Annotated in this window: 15 protein-coding genes; 4 read left to right on the top strand and 11 right to left on the bottom strand. The window is 61.7% G+C overall.

Annotated features, from left to right (window positions below; translation table 11 throughout):
• Together OLZ32_RS31955 and OLZ32_RS31960 are read left to right on the top strand one after the other, a co-directional pair.
• Positions 1 to 210, top strand: a 210-nt coding sequence (locus OLZ32_RS31955) for a hypothetical protein (RefSeq protein WP_264424349.1), incomplete at its 5' end; no start/stop codon positions are given.
• Positions 211 to 353: 143 nt separating this feature from the next.
• On the top strand, positions 354 to 2294 hold the full coding sequence (locus OLZ32_RS31960) for a M23 family metallopeptidase (RefSeq protein ID WP_011653673.1): 1941 nt from the start codon (positions 354 to 356) through the stop codon (positions 2292 to 2294).
• A gap of 101 nt (positions 2295 to 2395) precedes the next feature.
• Here the strand turns inward: OLZ32_RS31960 and clpB are convergent, their stop codons facing one another.
• The 6 genes from clpB to OLZ32_RS31990 form a co-directional block, all read right to left on the bottom strand.
• Positions 2396 to 4996: an ATP-dependent chaperone ClpB gene (clpB, locus tag OLZ32_RS31965; protein WP_003543215.1), complete on the bottom strand. Its 2601-nt coding sequence runs from the start codon at positions 4994 to 4996 to the stop codon at positions 2396 to 2398.
• A gap of 252 nt (positions 4997 to 5248) precedes the next feature.
• Positions 5249 to 6016: a DUF4167 domain-containing protein gene (locus tag OLZ32_RS31970; RefSeq protein ID WP_003543218.1), complete on the bottom strand. Its 768-nt coding sequence runs from the start codon at positions 6014 to 6016 to the stop codon at positions 5249 to 5251.
• A 342-nt stretch (positions 6017 to 6358) separates the two neighbouring features.
• Positions 6359 to 7219 (bottom strand): peptide chain release factor N(5)-glutamine methyltransferase, encoded by an 861-nt coding sequence (prmC, locus tag OLZ32_RS31975; RefSeq protein ID WP_003543221.1) that lies wholly within the window; start codon positions 7217 to 7219, stop codon positions 6359 to 6361.
• Positions 7216 to 8295 carry a peptide chain release factor 1 gene (gene prfA, locus OLZ32_RS31980; protein WP_003543222.1) on the bottom strand — a complete coding sequence of 360 codons (1080 nt, stop codon included), beginning with the start codon at positions 8293 to 8295 and terminating at the stop codon, positions 7216 to 7218. The genes prmC and prfA overlap by 4 nt, the downstream gene beginning before the upstream one ends.
• A 29-nt stretch (positions 8296 to 8324) precedes the next feature.
• On the bottom strand, positions 8325 to 10592 hold the full coding sequence (gene ptsP / locus OLZ32_RS31985) for a phosphoenolpyruvate--protein phosphotransferase (protein ID WP_003543224.1): 2268 nt from the start codon (positions 10590 to 10592) through the stop codon (positions 8325 to 8327).
• An 88-nt stretch (positions 10593 to 10680) separates the two neighbouring features.
• Positions 10681 to 11955: an aspartate kinase gene (locus OLZ32_RS31990; protein ID WP_011653679.1), complete on the bottom strand. Its 1275-nt coding sequence runs from the start codon at positions 11953 to 11955 to the stop codon at positions 10681 to 10683.
• A gap of 298 nt (positions 11956 to 12253) precedes the next feature.
• Between OLZ32_RS31990 and ubiG the strand changes: the two genes are divergently transcribed.
• Complete coding sequence (ubiG, locus tag OLZ32_RS31995) at positions 12254 to 13000, top strand: bifunctional 2-polyprenyl-6-hydroxyphenol methylase/3-demethylubiquinol 3-O-methyltransferase UbiG (RefSeq protein ID WP_264399894.1); 747 nt, start codon at positions 12254 to 12256, stop codon at positions 12998 to 13000.
• A 77-nt stretch (positions 13001 to 13077) separates the two neighbouring features.
• Here the strand turns inward: ubiG and OLZ32_RS32000 are convergent, their stop codons facing one another.
• The 4 genes from OLZ32_RS32000 to OLZ32_RS32015 are packed head-to-tail and all read right to left on the bottom strand — an operon-like array spanning position 13078 to position 15436.
• The gene (locus tag OLZ32_RS32000; RefSeq protein ID WP_003543232.1) at positions 13078 to 13506 is read right to left on the bottom strand and encodes a DUF1178 family protein; all 429 of its coding nucleotides are present in this window, start codon (positions 13504 to 13506) and stop codon (positions 13078 to 13080) included.
• Positions 13503 to 14360, bottom strand: coding sequence for a carbon-nitrogen hydrolase family protein (locus OLZ32_RS32005; protein ID WP_003543234.1), 858 nt, complete (start codon positions 14358 to 14360; stop codon positions 13503 to 13505). Before OLZ32_RS32005 ends, OLZ32_RS32000 begins: the two co-directional genes overlap by 4 nt.
• Before the next feature lie 10 nt (positions 14361 to 14370).
• Complete coding sequence (grxC, locus tag OLZ32_RS32010) at positions 14371 to 14628, bottom strand: glutaredoxin 3 (RefSeq protein ID WP_003543236.1); 258 nt, start codon at positions 14626 to 14628, stop codon at positions 14371 to 14373.
• Between the two features lie 31 nt (positions 14629 to 14659).
• Complete coding sequence (locus tag OLZ32_RS32015) at positions 14660 to 15436, bottom strand: ComF family protein (RefSeq protein WP_017989534.1); 777 nt, start codon at positions 15434 to 15436, stop codon at positions 14660 to 14662.
• A gap of 77 nt (positions 15437 to 15513) precedes the next feature.
• Between OLZ32_RS32015 and OLZ32_RS32020 the strand changes: the two genes are divergently transcribed.
• Positions 15514 to 16398, top strand: coding sequence for a class I SAM-dependent methyltransferase (locus OLZ32_RS32020; protein ID WP_264399892.1), 885 nt, complete (start codon positions 15514 to 15516; stop codon positions 16396 to 16398).
• A gap of 15 nt (positions 16399 to 16413) precedes the next feature.
• On the opposite strand, the gene OLZ32_RS32025 is transcribed toward OLZ32_RS32020, so the two are convergent.
• Positions 16414 to 16581, bottom strand: coding sequence for a Flp family type IVb pilin (locus OLZ32_RS32025; RefSeq protein WP_003543242.1), 168 nt, complete (start codon positions 16579 to 16581; stop codon positions 16414 to 16416).
• Positions 16582 to 16653 lie beyond the last annotated feature (72 nt).

Here is a 16653-nt window from a genome sequence, read left to right on the forward strand (position 1 = left end):
GCGCTTTTCGAAAAATTTGATTTTTCTTTCAAGTTATTGTTTTTACAGGAAAAATTTCAGACAGCACGCAAATGCGTTCGTTTCCCGGATTCCGACCGGCCTTGCACGGCCAGGAAAGATGAACGTCTTTCGACTTTTCGTGGAAAGAATGCTGTTTTGTCTCCTGCGCCCCGACATCATCACAATCTGCTGGTCTTAAGAGACACATGATTCACACAGGCAAATGCAGGCAGACTGCCTTTTCCTGAGTGATTTGACTTCCATGCCCAAAATATGCACATCTTTCGCCCCAGCCAGGATGGCCGATACATGCTCCCACAGACGCCTGATGTAAGGACGCGGATCCGACTGCCATGATGACGGAGAAAATGATGATCCGCTCGTTGGGCAACGAGCCTCCGCTTCTGGCCGACGGCAGACGCGCGCCCGACCGGCGCGAAGTTTCCTTGCGCTGGCTCTCGGGCACGTTCCTCACCGGCATTACATCGTCCGTCCTGATGGGTGTCGCCCTTTTTGCCGCCCTCGACGGCCGCCAGCAATTGGCGATCCCCGCCGAAGCCTATGCAAGTGTTGCGGCAGACGCGCATGAGGATACGACAGTGGTCCGCGGTGGCCGGCTGATCGCGCCCGCCATCGCCGCAAAACCGTCCGACCGTGCCATCATGGAAGTTTCGACCGTCGTCCACGACGGCGAAAAGGAAGTCGTGCGCCGCCAGCCCTTCGCGCATGTGAAGATGACGCTGGCCGCCAACCATGTGGCGACGGAGGACTATCCCGACTTCGATCCCCTGGCGATCTTTTCCGCCGACGAGCCGCAGCCCGCGCCGCAAAGCCGCACAGGCGCGCTTTACGGCTCCGACGTCGAGTCCGAAGTCAGCCTGAAGACCATTCCCTTCCCGACCGGCAAGACCAGCATGCAGATGGCATCCGGCCTGTCGCTCGAGGAGGTCGAAGAGAACGTGCGCTCCAACGGCTCGGTGCTGACCGACGGCAACACGCAGCTCGCAGCCCTTTATTACGTCGATCCGCGTCGTTTCTCCAACGAGGATGCCGATGTCGATCTGACCGCCGGTCTGTCCGCACGCGTGCTCGAACAGAACATGACGGTCTCCGCATCGGAATCGATCACGCCGCAGACCGAAGAATTCGCCGACGACATCCTGCCGGTGCGCGTGGACACGCCGATCGCCAAGGCGCTGACGGATTCAGGCTATCCGCAGCAATATGCCGATGGCATTGCCGGCTATATCGCGCAGCAACTGGGTTCTGGTGATCTCGACAAGGGCGACGTGCTGCGCATCGGTATCATTCAGAAGGGCGAACAGGCAAAGATCATCCGAGCCAGCGTCTATCGCGGCACGCGCCATCTCGTCACCGTGGCCGTCGACGACAAGGGCAGATATGTGCCCGGCAGCGAGCCGCCGATGCTGGATGCTATCGCCACCGCCTTCGATGACAATTCCTTCGCACCGCCCCCCGGCCAGAATCTGCCGCGCGTCTATGACGGCATCTATCGTGCTGCCCTTTCCTACGGCATGACCAAGGATATGACGGCGCTGATCATCAAGCTGCTCGCCAGCAATGTCGATTTCCAGGCGCAGCTGAGGCCGACCGACAGTCTCGAGGCCTTCTTCTCCGTCGCCGACAGCGGCGGCCAGGCGACCGAGGATTCCGAACTGCTCTATGTCAACGCCCGTTTCGGCGACACGCAGACGCGCTTCTACCGCTTCCAGGACTCCGACGACGGCACGGTCGATTATTTCGACGAAAACGGCAAGAGCATCCGCCAGTTCCTGCTGCGCAACCCGGTGCCGAACGGCATCTTCAAATCGGGCTTCGGCATGCGCCGCCACCCGATCCTCGGTTTTGCCCGCATGCACACCGGCGTCGATTGGGCTGCACCCCGCGGCACGGCGATCATCGCCGCCGGCAATGGCACGGTCGAAAAAGCCGGCTGGGATTCCGGTGGTTATGGCAACCAGACGATCGTGCGCCATGCCAACGGCTATGAATCCTCCTACAATCACCAGAGCGCCATTGCCAAGGGCGTCGTCCCCGGTGCCAAGATCCGCCAGGGCCAGGTGATCGGCTGGGTCGGCACGACGGGCGAATCCACCGGACCGCACTTGCATTACGAGCTGATCGTCAACGGCACCAAGGTCGATCCGCTGCGCATTCGCCTGCCGGGTGGCAAATCGCTGCAGGGCGAGGTGCTGGCGAAATTCGAGGACGAGCGCAAGCGCATCGATACGCTGCTGAACAACCAGACGCCGGACCAGGTGGCGAGCAAGTAATTTCCATTAAACCGACAAGCTGATGACCCGCCGGTCATTACCCCCTCCTAACGAAAAATGGCGGCCGAAGCCGCCATTTCTCATTCATCCGATAAACCGGCTTACGCCGCTTCGCTCACCGTCTGCCTCGTCGTGAACTGCAGCCGGTCCGAACCATTCGTCACCGTCACCGTCGATCCGTCCGGCACCTGGCCGGACAGGATTTGCTCGGCCAGCGGATCCTGCACGAACTTCTGGATCACCCGCTTCAGCGGCCTTGCGCCGTAGACCGGATCGTAACCCTTGTTCGCCAGCCAGTGGCGGGCTTCCTCGTCGAGATCGATGACGATCTTGCGCTCGGACAGCAGAGCCACCAGCCGCTTCAGCTGGATATCGACGATCGCCCCCATCTCCTCGCGCTTCAGGCGATGGAAGAGGATGATCTCGTCGATGCGGTTCAGGAATTCCGGCCGGAAATGTCCGCGCACGACCTCCATCACCTGCTCGCGAACCGTGTCGCTGTCGTCGCCGTCCCTCAGCTGCGTCAGATATTCGGCGCCGAGATTCGAGGTCATGATGATCATCGTGTTGCGGAAATCGACCGTCCGGCCCTGGCCGTCCGTCAGACGCCCGTCGTCCAGCACCTGCAGCAGGATATTGAAGACGTCGGGATGCGCCTTTTCGATCTCGTCGAACAGCACGACCTGATAGGGCCGGCGGCGCACCGCCTCCGTCAGCGCTCCGCCTTCATCATAACCGACATAGCCGGGAGGCGCACCGATCAGCCGGGCAACGGAGTGCTTCTCCATATATTCCGACATATCCATGCGCACCATCGCCGTTTCGTCGTCGAAGAGGAAGCGGGCGAGCGCCTTGGTGAGTTCCGTCTTGCCGACGCCGGTCGGGCCGAGGAAGATGAACGAGCCGATCGGCCGGTTCGGATCCTGCAGGCCGGCACGCGCGCGGCGGACGGCGCGCGACACGGCCTGCACCGCATCGCCCTGGCCGATCACCGATTTCGCCAGTTCGTCTTCCATCCGAAGCAGCTTGTCGCGTTCGCCCTCCAGCATCCTGTCGACCGGAATGCCGGTCCAGCGGGACACGACATGGGCGATGTTGTCGGGGATGACCACCTCCTGCACCATCGCGCCGCGGTCGCCATCCTGCTTCTCAGCATCGACGAGCTGCTTTTCGAGATCCGGAATGACACCGTAGGTCAGCTCGCCGGCACGCTGGAATTCGCCTTTGCGCTGCGCGATCGCCAGTTCGTTGCGGGCATCGTCGAGCTGCTTCTTGAGATCGGCGGCAAGGCCAAGCTTCTGCTTTTCCGCCTGCCAGCGGGCAGTCAGCGCATCGGCCTGCTCCTCGAGATCGGTCACTTCGGTTTCAAGTCGCCTCAGACGGTCGGCGGACGCGACGTCCGTTTCCTTTTTCAGCGCTTCGCGCTCGATCTTCAGCTGCATGATGCGGCGGTCGAGTTCGTCGAGCTCTTCCGGCTTGGAATCCACCTGCATGCGCAACCGCGCTGCCGCCTCGTCCATCAGGTCGATGGCCTTGTCGGGCAGGAAACGGTCGGTGATATAGCGGTTGGAAAGTGTCGCCGCGGCCACCAGCGCCGCATCGGCGATGCGCACCTTGTGATGCTGCTCGTATTTTTCCTTCAGGCCGCGCAGGATCGAGATCGTGTCTTCGACCGTCGGTTCGTCGACGACGACGGGCTGGAAGCGGCGGGCAAGGGCCGGATCCTTCTCGACATGTTTGCGGTATTCGTCGAGCGTGGTCGCGCCGACGCAATGCAGCTCACCGCGGGCAAGAGCCGGCTTCAGGAGGTTCGAGGCATCCATTGCCCCATCCGCCTTGCCGGCGCCGACCAGCGTATGCATCTCGTCGATGAACAGGATGATCTCGCCGTTTTCCGCCTGGACCTCGTTGAGCACGGCCTTCAACCGCTCCTCGAATTCGCCGCGATATTTCGCACCGGCAATCAGCGCGCCCATGTCGAGCGCCATCAGCTTCTTGTCCTTGAGCGATTCCGGCACGTCACCGTTGACGATGCGCAGCGCCAGGCCCTCGACGATCGCCGTCTTGCCGACGCCGGGTTCGCCGATCAGCACAGGATTGTTCTTCGTCCGGCGCGAAAGCACCTGGATCGTGCGGCGGATTTCGTCGTCGCGGCCGATCACCGGGTCGAGCTTGCCGTCGCGGGCTTCGGCGGTAAGATCGCGTGCGAACTTCTTCAGCGAGTCGAAACCCTGCTCGGCATTGGAGGAATCCGCCGTCCGGCCCTTGCGGATGTCATTGATGACCTGGTTGAGGCCCTGGGCCGTCACGCCTGCGTTCTTCAGCGTCGAAAAGGTCGAGGCCGAGGATTCGATCGCCAGCGCCTGGAGCAGGCGTTCCACCGTGACAAAGCTGTCGCCGGCCTTCTTCGCCGCTTCTTCGGCGGTCGAAAGCACCTTGGCGAGCGGTTGTGCCAGATAGATGTTGCCGTTGCCGCCGGAGATCTTCGGCAATTTGGCGAGAGCCGCGTCATTGGCCAGGCGGGCGGCCTTGGCATCGCCGCCGGCGCGCTCGATCAGCGACGCCGCCATGCCCTGATCGTCGTCGAGCAAGACTTTCAGCACATGTTCCGGCGTAAATTGCTGGTGACCTTGTGCCAGCGCATAGGTCTGGGCGGACTGGATGAAACCGCGCACCCGCTCCGAATATTTCTCGATATTCATATTCTACCTCCATGGATCGCCCTGCCCTGACGAGGCGCAGACCGATGATTGAGATCGACCCCCTGAAAAGGCAGGTCGCGCTTTGCCCGGCTTGGATTCGGGCGAAGCAGTTCGAAGAGAATATGGTAGCCTGTTCTGTGAGATTAAAGAGCCCATAAAATGAAAATCCCCGGCACAAGGCCGGGGATTTTCAAGCTAATTCGAGTAGATGGAATGAACGTCACGCTCTCCCCTGAAGGGAAAGCGAAATCCTCATTCCGAGGCGACGTCAGCCAGCACCGGCGCCTCGGCAGAGGCGCCCTCGCCTTCAGCGGCTGCTTCTTCGCCCTCAGCGCCGCGACGCGGGCGACGGGGCCGGCTGCCGGTGCTGCGGCGGCGGGGCTGGCGTTCGCGCGGCTGGCCGCCGGCACCTTCCTCGTCCATCGCGACTTCGGCCGGAATGCCTTCGATCTCCGGCTGCGGGCCGGTTCCATCGATGACTTCGGCCTGGGGTGCCGGTGCAGGCGCCTGAGCGGCTACCGGCTTCGGCTGTGCCTGCGGCTGGTGCTGTCTGTTCTGCTGCGGCTGGTGCGGCCTGCTCTGCGGCGGCTGGACGATAACGACATCGTCGCCGTCATTGTCATTCTCATTTTCATTGTTGTCCATATCCTCGCCGTCGCGGTCCGCACCGTCGCGATCATTGTACTCGCCGCGGTCGTCGCGCTGGAATCGTTCCTGCATCTGCGCCTGGGCGCTGGCAATGATACGATTATAATGTTCGGCGTGCTGGAGATAGTTCTCGGCCATCACGCGGTCGCCGGAGCTTTGGGCGTCGCGGGCGAGCTGCGCGTATTTTTCGGCGATATGCTGCGCGGTACCGCGAATCTTCACATCGGGGCCGGAGCTGTCATAGCTCCGGGTTAGCGGATTGCCGCCCTTGCGGTTGAAATTGTTGTTATTGTTATTTCCACCGCCGCCACCGCCGCCGTTATTATTGTTACCACGCCCTCGACCGCGCTTGTTCTGCTGTCCTGGCCTCATAGATCGTTCACCTGAATTCTCTGTTTGTGATGGATACATGGCACCAACCGCCATGACCGGAAAACCGGATCAGGACCTTTGTGCCGCGAGCATACTGCGCCTTTGCGCCGACCTGCCGCTTGGTTCTCAAGTCAGTTTGACTGATTCACGCATTGGGTCGTGTTCAACCGTTGAAACTCTCGTTTAAAAGAGCGGACCCCCGAGGCAAACCAAGTACCGAACGAATCTCGTTCATTCCTATCTGCCCAACACGTGACCGCAACCTATATTGCTTCACCGGGAAATCCAAGCCTTTTCTTCGTAATAACAATAATGTCTCGTCCAATGCCGCATTATCGTCTTTCACGCGAGCGCGAACACGAGCACCCTGTCGTTCTGACCGTAATCTTTCACGGATTTGAGGCACCTGAAGCCTTTCGCTTCAAAGATCGCCGTCACGTCGTTTCGCTGATCGTAGCCGATCTCCAGTCCGACGACCCCATCGGGCCTGATGAACCTTGCCGCATCCTTGGCGATGGCTTTGTAAGCGTCAAGCCCATCCGAGCCGCCATCCAGCGCCGCAGCCGGATCAAATTTCGTCACTTCGGGAGCGAGATCGTGAATGACATTGGAAGCAATATAGGGCGGATTTGAGACAATCGCGTGAAAGGATCCCTGGATGTCCTCGAACCAACTTGACTGTACGGCCTCAAAACGATCCTGCAACCCGTTTCTTTCTGCATTCGATCTTGCCGTCAAAAGTGCATCCGCCGATATGTCGCTGCCGACACCTGACGCATCAGGACATTCGCTCAAAAGCGCAAGGCATATCGCCCCGGTCCCGGTTCCCATGTCAAGGATATGGAGACGGCTTTGCGCCTTTGCAAGGTCTTTGAGATAGACGAGAACCGTATCGACCAGGATTTCCGTATCCGGCCGCGGCTCCAGCGTTTCCACCGAGAGCCGAAGCGGCAGGCCATAGAATTCCCGCTCGCCGAGAATGCGATGCACCGGCTCATGACCAAGCCGCCGCTCCAGCGCTTTGAAAATTACTTCGGCCTGCTCAGCAGAAAGCCTCTCGGCCGATCGCGTCAACAGCTCGGTCGGCGACAGTTTCAGAAGGCCGGCGACAAGCAGCCGCGCATCGGTCGCCGGGTCGACGATACCTGCTTCGGTGAAGCGGCGGCGCGCATCGGCAAGCATATCGGCGACCGTCGAGCTCATTGTTGCTCGCCGAGCTGCGCCAGCTGGCTGGCCTGGTAATCGGCCATCAGTGCGTCGACGACCTCCTCGATCTCGCCTTCCATCATCCGGTCGAGCTTATAGAGCGTCAGATTGATGCGATGGTCCGTTACCCGCCCCTGCGGGAAATTATAGGTGCGGATACGTTCCGAGCGGTCGCCGGAGCCGACCTGGCTCTTGCGATCGGCAGAGCGCTCGCTGTCGGCTCTCTGCCGCTCGGCATCGTAGAGCCTGGAGCGCAGTACCTGCATCGCCTTGGCGCGATTTTGGTGTTGCGATTTTTCCGAACTGGTGACGACAATGCCGCTCGGCAGGTGGGTGATGCGCACCGCCGAGTCCGTCGTATTGACGTGCTGGCCGCCCGCACCCGAAGAGCGCATCGTGTCGATGCGGATGTCTTCAGCCCGGATCTCGATGTCGATCTCCTCGGCCTCCGGCAGCACCGCAACCGTTGCGGCCGACGTATGGATACGCCCACCCGCCTCGGTTTCCGGCACGCGTTGCACCCGATGCACGCCGGATTCGAATTTCAGCTTGGCAAAGACACCCCTGCCGGTGATCGTCGCGATGATTTCCTTGTAGCCGCCGGCTTCCCCCTCGCTTGCCGAGAGCACCTCCACCTTCCAGCCCTTTTCCGCCGCAAAGCGCTCGTACATGCGAAAGAGATCGCCGGCGAAAAGGGCGGCTTCCGAACCGCCCGTACCGGCGCGAATTTCGAGGATCGCGCTCTTTTCGTCGGCTGCGTCTTTCGGCAGAAGCAGGATCTGCATCTCCTGCTCGAGCGCCTCGATCTGCTCCTTCACCTCGGGCAGTTCCAGCTCGGCGAGGTCGCGCATCTCGCGGTCGACCGACCTGTCCTCGAGCAGCGTTTCGAGATCGGCCAACTCGGCGATCGCCTTCTCATAGGCGCGGATCTTCGTCACGACAGGCTGCAGCTCGGAATATTCAGATGCGAGCTTCACATAGACATCCGCAGCCGGGCCAGCCGACATGCGCGCCTCGATCTCCCCGAAACGACGTTCCAGCTCGCGCATCTTTTCAACGGGAAGCTTCGCCACCCTTCACTCCGATTCTTCTTAATCTCTGTCTAAAGCGGAATATTGTGGCTCTCGGCGAAGCGGGCAAGCACCTCGCGCATCGGCATCATGGCGTGGTGATCGTCCAGCACCTCGTCCATCGCCTTCGTCAGCGCCCCGACATCGAGCCCGAGCAGCATCGCCTTCACCGGTCCGATTGAGGCCGGCGACATTGAGATCGAGCGGAAGCCGATGCCGAGCAGCGCCATCGCCGAGATCGGTTTGCCGGCGAGTTCGCCGCAGAGTGTCACCGGCGTCTTGTTCCGGTCCGCGCCGCGCACGATGTCGCGCAGGATGCGCAAGAACGGCTTGCCGAGCGGATCGAAGCGATCCGAAACCCGCGCATTGCCGCGATCGACCGCCATCGAAAACTGGAAGAGGTCGTTCGAACCGACCGAGACGAAATCGACGGCCTCCATCAGTTCGTCGAGTTGCCAGAGCAGAGCCGGCACCTCCAGCATCGCGCCGAATTGCAGCTTGCGCGGCAACCCATGGCCGAAGCGCGAGAGATGCTGCACTTCCTTCTGCAACAGCTCCCGCACCATCCTCAGCTCGGAAACCTCGGTCACCATCGGCACCATCAACTTCAGCTCGGTGTCGGCCGATGCCTTCAGCAGGGCGCGCAACTGGGTGCGCAACAGCCCCGGCCGGTCGAGCGACAACCGGATGGCGCGCCAGCCGAGGGCGGGATTTTCTTCCTCATGACCACGGAAATACGGCACGACCTTGTCGCCGCCGATATCGAGCGTACGGAAGGTGACGGTGCGGCCCGCCGCCTGCTTTATCACATTGCGATAGAACTGCTCCTGCTCCTCCGCCTTCGGCATGGTGGAGGCGATCATGAACTGAAGCTCGGTACGGAACAGGCCGATGCCCTCGGCACCCGATTCCGAAAGCTGCGGCAGGTCGACCAGCAGGCCGGCATTCATCATCAGCGAGATCCGCTGACCGTCCTTGGTCACCGGCTCGACGGCGCGCAGTGCCCGGAATTGTTCCTGCCGCCGGGCGCGGAAGCGGACTTTCTCCTCGTAAGAGCGCCGGTGATCGGCCATCGGCCGCAGATGCACATGTCCCTCGTCGGCGTCGATGATCACCGCATCGCCATTCTCGGCAAGCGCCACCACGCCCGCCGCCTGGCCGATGACCGGAATGCCCATGGCGCGCGCGACGATCACCACGTGGCTCGTCACCGCCCCTTCTTCCAGCACCAGCCCGCGCACATTGGCACGCGGGTAGTCGAGCAGTTCGGCCGCCCCCATGGCGCGCGCCAGTATGATCGCATCGCTGGGGAAACCTTCGGCGGTCGTCCGCCCGCTATAACCCGTCAATTGTCTGAGCAGACGGTTCGCCAGATCCTCGAAATCATGCATGCGTTCGCGCAGATAAGGATCGGTCAACCGCATCATCCGCGCCTTGGTGTCGCTCTGCACTTTCTCGACCGCTGCTTCCGCCGTCAGGCCGTTGCGGATCGCCTCCTCGAGCTTGCGCACCCAGCCCTGGTCATGCGCAAACATGCGATAGGTTTCGAGCACCTCGCGGTGTTCTCCCTCCATCGAGACGTCGCGACGCGACAGCATGTCGTCGATCGAAATCCTGAGCGAGCCCATGGCTTCGGCCAGCCGCCGGATTTCCTTCTCGGCATCCTCGTTCAGCAAGTTGGTGACGACGATGCGCGGCTCGTGCAGCACGACGTAACCGAGGCCGATGCCGTCATTATAAGTATCGCCGTCGACGGTGACCGAACGCGTCAGGTCGAGTTCGAGGCCCGGCTTGGTGATCTTCTTGAGTTCGCCGGTGGCGATCATCTCTGCAAGCACCATCGCCGTCGTCTCGAGGGCTTCCAGCTCTTCCTCGCGATAGTTGCGGCTTGCCTTGTTCTGCACGACGAGAACGCCAAGCGAGCGCCCGGTCCTCAGGATCGGCACGCCGAGGAAGGAATGGTAGATTTCTTCGCCCGTTTCCGGCAGGTAGCGGAAGGCAGGATGCGACTGCGCGTCGGAAAGGTTGAGCGGCTGGGCCGAGGCCGCGATGGTGCCGACCAGGCCCTGCCCCATCTTCAATTGCGCCAGATGCACGGCCTCGCGGTTGAGGCCTTCGGTCGCGTAGAGTTCGAGGACGCCGTCGGCGCGCAGCACATAGACGGAGCAAACCTCCGCCACCATGTTGCCGGCGATCTGGCGGACGATCCGGTCAAGACGATCCTGCGGCTCCAGCGGCTCCGCCATCAACTCGCGCAACCGCCTGAGCAGCACGCGCGGACCGCCGGAAAGGTCTCTCATGGCGTCTCAAGCTCCCGAAACAACGCACTTAGTCCCGGCGGGCCGGCCTCATCTCCTCAACCTGAAGGGGCAGGCCGCCCGCTGGGAATCAATTCTTATCCAGACCGTAGCAGGAATGCAAAGTCCTGACAGCGAGTTCTGCATAGGGACCGTCGATCAGGATGGAAATCTTGATCTCGGAGGTGGTGATCGCCTTGATGTTGATGCCTTTTTCGGCAAGTGCACGAAATGCGGTAGCGGCGACGCCCGCATGGCTGCGCATGCCGATGCCGATGACCGATACTTTCACCAGCCCCGATTCGTTCTGCACGACATCGTAGCCGATCTTCTCCTTATGGTCGCCGAGCACCTTGATCGCCTTCTCGACGTCGCCTGACGGCACGGTGAAGGTCATGTCGGTCTTCGACCCGTCCTCGGAAATATTCTGGACGATCATGTCGACATTGATATGGGATTCGGCGAGCGGCCCGAAGATCGCCGCGGAGACGCCCGGCCGGTCGGCAAGACGGCGAAGCGAGATCTGAGCCTCATCCTTGGCATAGGCGATGCCGGTGACTACTTCCTGTTCCACGATTTCATCCTCGTCACAAATCAGCGTTCCGGGCGGGTTCAGCAGATCGCCCATGCCCGGAGCATCGGGATCTTCGAATGATGAGCGCACGAAGGTGCGCACCTTGTGTACCATGGCAAGCTCGACCGAGCGCACCTGCAGTACCTTGGCGCCGAGCGAGGCCATTTCCAGCATTTCCTCGAAGGCGATCTTTTTCAGCCTGCGAGCCTTCGGCACGATGCGCGGGTCGGTCGTGTAGACGCCGTCGACATCGGTATAGATATCGCAGCGATCCGCCTTGACAGCTGCTGCGATTGCGACGGCCGACGTGTCCGATCCGCCGCGCCCCAGCGTCGCGATCCGGTTGTCGGGTCCCAACCCCTGGAAGCCGGAGATGACGGCGACCTGCCCCTCGCCCATCCGTTTGACGATGTCGGAGCCGTCGATCTCCATGATCCGTGCCGCGCCATGTGCGTTGTCGGTGCGGATCGGGATCTGCCATCCTTGCCAGGAACGCGCATTGATATCCATCGCCTGCAATGCGATCGCCAGCAGCCCGGATGTCACTTGCTCGCCGGATGCGACCACCGCATCATATTCCCGCGCATCGTAAAATGGAGAATTGGCGCCGATCACCTTCGGCGTGCCCTGGACCCAGCCGACCAGTTCGTTGGTCTTGCCGGACATGGCCGAGACGACTACCGCCACCTCGTGCCCGGCATCGACTTCGCGTTTTACGTGGCGGGCGACGTTCTTGATGCGGTCCAGGTCAGCGACGGACGTGCCGCCGAATTTCATTACGATGCGTGCCATATGCCTCTACCACGACTGGCGCCGGGAAAGCGGAAAACCGGACCCGGCATCACGAAAGCTCTGGGGCAGACCGCTTGGGCCAGAGAGCCGGATTCCCAACTTCCGGAACCGCTCTAAAAGCCCAGGCCCCAAAGGCCCCAAGTTGCGGCGTCTCTTAGCGAGTTTGGCGGGGGGAGGCAAGCGCAGGCGACAAAAGCTATTAGCGAGCGGTTCCGCGCTCGCCAGTCCGCTGATCCGCGCCCCTTGACTTATGCCCCCGATCATCCGACTTCACTTGTCACGAATGAAGGAGTGGACGATGACTGAAGGCGCCAAAAGCACGATCGACCAGGGCGAAGTGGACCGCTTCTCGGCGATGGCGGCGGAATGGTGGAGCCCGACCGGCAAGTTCAGACCGTTGCACAAGTTCAATCCCGTCCGGCTCGCCTATATCCGCGACAAGGCCTGCGAGAATTTCAGCCGCGATCCGAAAAGCGCGCGCCCGTTGGAGGGTCTGCGCGTGCTCGATATCGGCTGCGGTGGCGGTCTGTTGTCCGAGCCTATCGCCCGCATGGGCGCTTCCGTCGTCGGCGCCGATCCGTCCGAGAAGAATATCGGCATCGCCTCCACCCATGCGAAGGCCTCCGGCGTTTCGGTCGACTATCGCGCCGTCACCGCCGAGGAACTCACTGAGGCTGGCGAGACCTTCGATATCGTCTTGAACATGGAGGTGGTGGAACACGTCGCCGATGTCGAATTCTTCATGACCACCTGCGCGAAAATGGTCCGCCCCGGCGGCCTGATCTTCGTTGCCACCATCAACCGCACGATGAAGGCGGCAGCGCTTGCCATCTTCGCCGCCGAGAACATTCTACGCTGGCTGCCGCGCGGCACACATCAGTATGAAAAGCTGGTGCGCCCGGAAGAACTGGAAAAGCCGCTGGTGGCAAGCGGCCTTGAGATCACCGACCGCACGGGCGTCGTCTTCAATCCGCTGTCGAACCAGTGGAACCTGTCCAAGGATATGGACGTAAATTATATGCTGCTGGCGAAGCGACCGGCATAGCTCCCGCCATCAATAAGCCGGCTACATTTTCAGCGCGATACGCAGGCCAAAATCATGGCAGCAAGCCGAACTTCATGTCAGTTTACGTCTTCCGGCAAAACGGGAATGGCCGCGATCTCGATGCCCTCTTCGAGGAGCGCCTGCGCCTCGTCGAACGTCGCCTGGCCGATGATGCCGCGGGCATCCGCCTCGCCGTAATGGATCTTGCGGGCTTCCTCGGGAAATTGCGTGCCGACGTCCTCGGAATTGGCCTTGACCGCCGCAACGGCCTCCTTGAGTTTTTGCAGGGCCTCGCGGCGCATGGCATCCATCGCCAGCGTCTGCATCTTGTCTTTCCCACGCGCGGTGGATACCGACGGCGCCATCAACAGCTTGGAAATGGCGGCGGAATGACAGACCGGGCAGGTCAGAAAACCGGTTTCGACCTGACGATCGAAATCGGCGCTTTCCGAAAACCAGCCTTCGAATTCATGAGCATTGTCACAGGTGAGGGAATAGCGGATCAAGCGGCGACGCCTCCGGCGATTGCCCCCGCAATCCTCTCGACCGAGAATTCCCGCCCATTCCTGAGGTTCGGGATCTTGTCATGCGCAGCTTTGACCGCGCTGGGATCGATCTCGGCGACGATGACCGCCTCGCCGGCGGCGCCGGCCGACGCCAGCACCGTGCCCCAGGGATCGACGATCATCGAATGGCCGAAAGTCTCGCGCCCATCCTCATGCCGGCCGGCCTGCGCGGCGGCGATAACGAAGACCCCGTTCTCGATCGCGCGTGCCCTGAGCAGGATCTCCCAATGCGCCTCGCCTGTCTGCTTGGTGAAGGCGGCAGGAACTGTCATCACCTCGGCGCCGGCAACCGCCTGGGCGCGGAAGAGGGCGGGAAACCGCACGTCATAGCAGATCGCAAAGCCCATTGCGGCAAAGGGCAGCGACAGGACGCGGGCCTCCGAGCCGGCTGTATAGGCGGCACTTTCACGCCAGCTCTCGCCATTGTCGAGGTCGACGTCGAACATATGGATCTTGTCGTAGCGATTGAGGATCTTGCCGTCGGGGCCGAACAGGAAACCGCGATTGGCGATCTTGCCGTCGGCAAGGGCGATCGCCGTCGAACCGACATGCATGTGGATGCCGAATTCCCTGGCGAGCTCTGAGCCGGTCTTGACGATGATGTCATGCGCCTCGTCGGCAAGCACGGCGCGTGCCGCGGCACGGTCGCGCTGCAGCATGCCGGTCATCTCGGGCGTCTGCACATAAGTCGCGCCCTGGCCAGCGGCGTCGCGCACCAGCCGCGCCATGGCGGCGGCATTCTTCACCGGATCGACCCCGGAGCACATCTGGACGGCGGCGGCCTTGAAGCTCATCGGTTCTTCCTCAGGCTACCAGCATCGGGTCGAGCTTGCCGGCCCGATCGAGCGCAAAGAGATCGTCGCAACCGCCGACATGATCGGCGCCGATGAAGATCTGCGGAAAAGTGGTACGCCCGTTCGACTTGCCGATCATCTCCTGGCGAAGATCCGGCGAAAAGGTCGCGTCGTGCTCGACATATTCGACACCCTTTTCTTCGAGAAGGGACTTGGCGCGGGTGCAATAGCCGCAGAACTGCCGTGTATAGATTGTGACGGGTACCATTATCTCTCCAGACCGATGCCGGGTATTTCTGTCATATAGGCTCGGAGAGAGCCCTTGCAAAGGTCAAAACGGTTATGTCGGCCGCACCCGCCTTGCGCAGTGTCCGGCTTGCAGCAGCGACCGTTGCCCCTGTTGTATAGACGTCGTCGACGAGCACGATGCGCTTGCCGAAAATGTCGTTTTCGCTACCCTTGGCGATCGCAAAAGCGCCCCTGACATTGTCTTCGCGTGCCTTGGCGCCAAGGCCGACCTGCTGGCTGGTGCGCTTGACGCGCATAAGCGTGGCGGCAAGCAGCGGCTTGCCCGAGAGCCTTGCCATATGGCGGGCAAGCTCGGCTGCCTGGTTGAACTTGCGCGTCAGCATGCGGCTGCGGTGCAGCGGCACCGGGATCAGCGCATCGCAGCTTTCGACCGTCCCGTCGGAAGCGCGCAGCATCCAGGCTGCCATCATCGGCGCCAGATCGGTGCGATCGCGATATTTGAGCCCATGGACGAGATCGCGGACCGCGTGGTCGTGGGTCGCCGCCGACCGCAGCCGGTCGAAGGGCGGTGGGTTGGCGATCGCCTCAGCGCTGAGGATCCCGGCGCCGAGATCGTGCGAGAAGGGAATGCCGAGCACCTCGCAATAGGGTCGTTCGATGAAGCGGATGCCGGACCAGCATTTCGCGCAGAGCCCGCGATGGCCGCCGGTCGAAATGCCGCAGACGGAACAGGCCGGCGGATAAAAGAAATCGGCAAGCGCCGAAAACGGCCGCAAGAGATGCGTGCGCAAGAATTCTGCCGGTCTTTTCAATTCGATTGGCCCCATGCCGCGGAGACTAGCGCGTTCTCCACGAAAGGAAAATCGTCTTGCCGCACAGACGGCGCGGGACTAAGGACATCGCCATGGATACGATCTTCGACAGAGCCCTGATCGCCGCACATCGCCATCGCGCGCTTGCCAACAACGATCCGAAAGCCGCCTTTCTGCTCGACATCGCCGCTGAGGAAATGGGCGAAAGGCTTTCCGTGGTCGAGCGGACCTTCGGGACCGCCGTCGAACTGCATGGCGCGACCGGTGCTGCCGCCCGGGCCGCACTGGCGACGGGCAAGATCGGCACGATGATCCGCGTCGAGAGCGAGAAGGCCTATGCCGGGCCGGACGAGATCTTGATCGAGGCGCCGCTCGAGGACGTGCCGCTCGAACCGCAATCGGCCAATCTCATCCTTGCGCCGCTCAGCCTGCATCTGACCAACGATACGCCGGGTGTCTTCATCCAGATCCGCCGCGCCCTGAAGCCGGACGGCCTTTTCCTGGCCGCGATCCCCGGCGCCGGCACCCTGCAGGAACTGCGCGACGTGCTGCTGACCGCCGAGGTCGAGATGACAGGCGGCGCAAGCCCGCGTGTCATTCCCTTCGCCGATGTGCGCGATGTCGGCAGCCTCATGCAGCGCGCCGGCTTCGCGTTGCCGGTGATCGATGCGGAGAATTATATGGTGCGCTATGATTCGCTCTTTCCGCTGATGCGGGATCTGAGAGCGATGGGCATGAGCAATCCGCTTGCAGCCCGCGCCCGGATGCCACTGACGCGCGCCTTCTTCCTGCGCGCAGCGGAGATCTACGCCGAACGTTATTCTGATCCCGACGGACGTATCCGCGCCACCTTCTCGATCATCTATGTCTCGGGATGGGCTGCCCACGAGAGCCAGCAAAAGCCGCTCAAGCCGGGTTCGGCCAAGGCGCGCCTTGCCGATGCGCTGAAGGTGGACGAACACAAGCTCAAACAGTAAGCGCCGGCAGCTTCTTCAATTCACCGTCATATTGTTATTGATCACGTTGAAGACGCCTTGCAAGGCGCCGGTGAAGACCCCGAGACCGGAGACGAGCGCGCCACAAATGAGGGCGGCGATCAAGCCATACTCAATTGCCGTCGCACCTCTGTTATCTGCAAGAAATGCTCTCAAAATACGCATTATTTCGCGACCCTCTAAGCGAAACCGACGGCAAACGACCAATTCCACGACCATCGGGCGACGGCCGGTATT

This window comes from Rhizobium acaciae, from assembly GCF_025941625.1.
GTDB classification, from domain to species: Bacteria; Pseudomonadota; Alphaproteobacteria; order Rhizobiales; family Rhizobiaceae; genus Rhizobium; species Rhizobium acaciae.

Coding starts and splice junctions, on each gene's coding strand:
- OLZ32_RS31960 (WP_011653673.1), top strand. CDS start 354: ATGATGACGGAGAAAATGATGATCCGCTCGTTGGGCAACGAGCCTCCG.
- clpB (WP_003543215.1), bottom strand. CDS start 4,996: ATGAATATCGAGAAATATTCGGAGCGGGTGCGCGGTTTCATCCAGTCC.
- OLZ32_RS31970 (WP_003543218.1), bottom strand. CDS start 6,016: ATGAGGCCAGGACAGCAGAACAAGCGCGGTCGAGGGCGTGGTAACAAT.
- prmC (WP_003543221.1), bottom strand. CDS start 7,219: ATGAGCTCGACGGTCGCCGATATGCTTGCCGATGCGCGCCGCCGCTTC.
- ptsP (WP_003543224.1), bottom strand. CDS start 10,592: ATGAGAGACCTTTCCGGCGGTCCGCGCGTGCTGCTCAGGCGGTTGCGC.
- OLZ32_RS31990 (WP_011653679.1), bottom strand. CDS start 11,955: ATGGCACGCATCGTAATGAAATTCGGCGGCACGTCCGTCGCTGACCTG.
- ubiG (WP_264399894.1), top strand. CDS start 12,254: ATGACTGAAGGCGCCAAAAGCACGATCGACCAGGGCGAAGTGGACCGC.
- OLZ32_RS32005 (WP_003543234.1), bottom strand. CDS start 14,360: ATGAGCTTCAAGGCCGCCGCCGTCCAGATGTGCTCCGGGGTCGATCCG.
- grxC (WP_003543236.1), bottom strand. CDS start 14,628: ATGGTACCCGTCACAATCTATACACGGCAGTTCTGCGGCTATTGCACC.
- OLZ32_RS32015 (WP_017989534.1), bottom strand. CDS start 15,436: ATGGGGCCAATCGAATTGAAAAGACCGGCAGAATTCTTGCGCACGCAT.
- OLZ32_RS32020 (WP_264399892.1), top strand. CDS start 15,514: ATGGATACGATCTTCGACAGAGCCCTGATCGCCGCACATCGCCATCGC.
- OLZ32_RS32025 (WP_003543242.1), bottom strand. CDS start 16,581: ATGCGTATTTTGAGAGCATTTCTTGCAGATAACAGAGGTGCGACGGCA.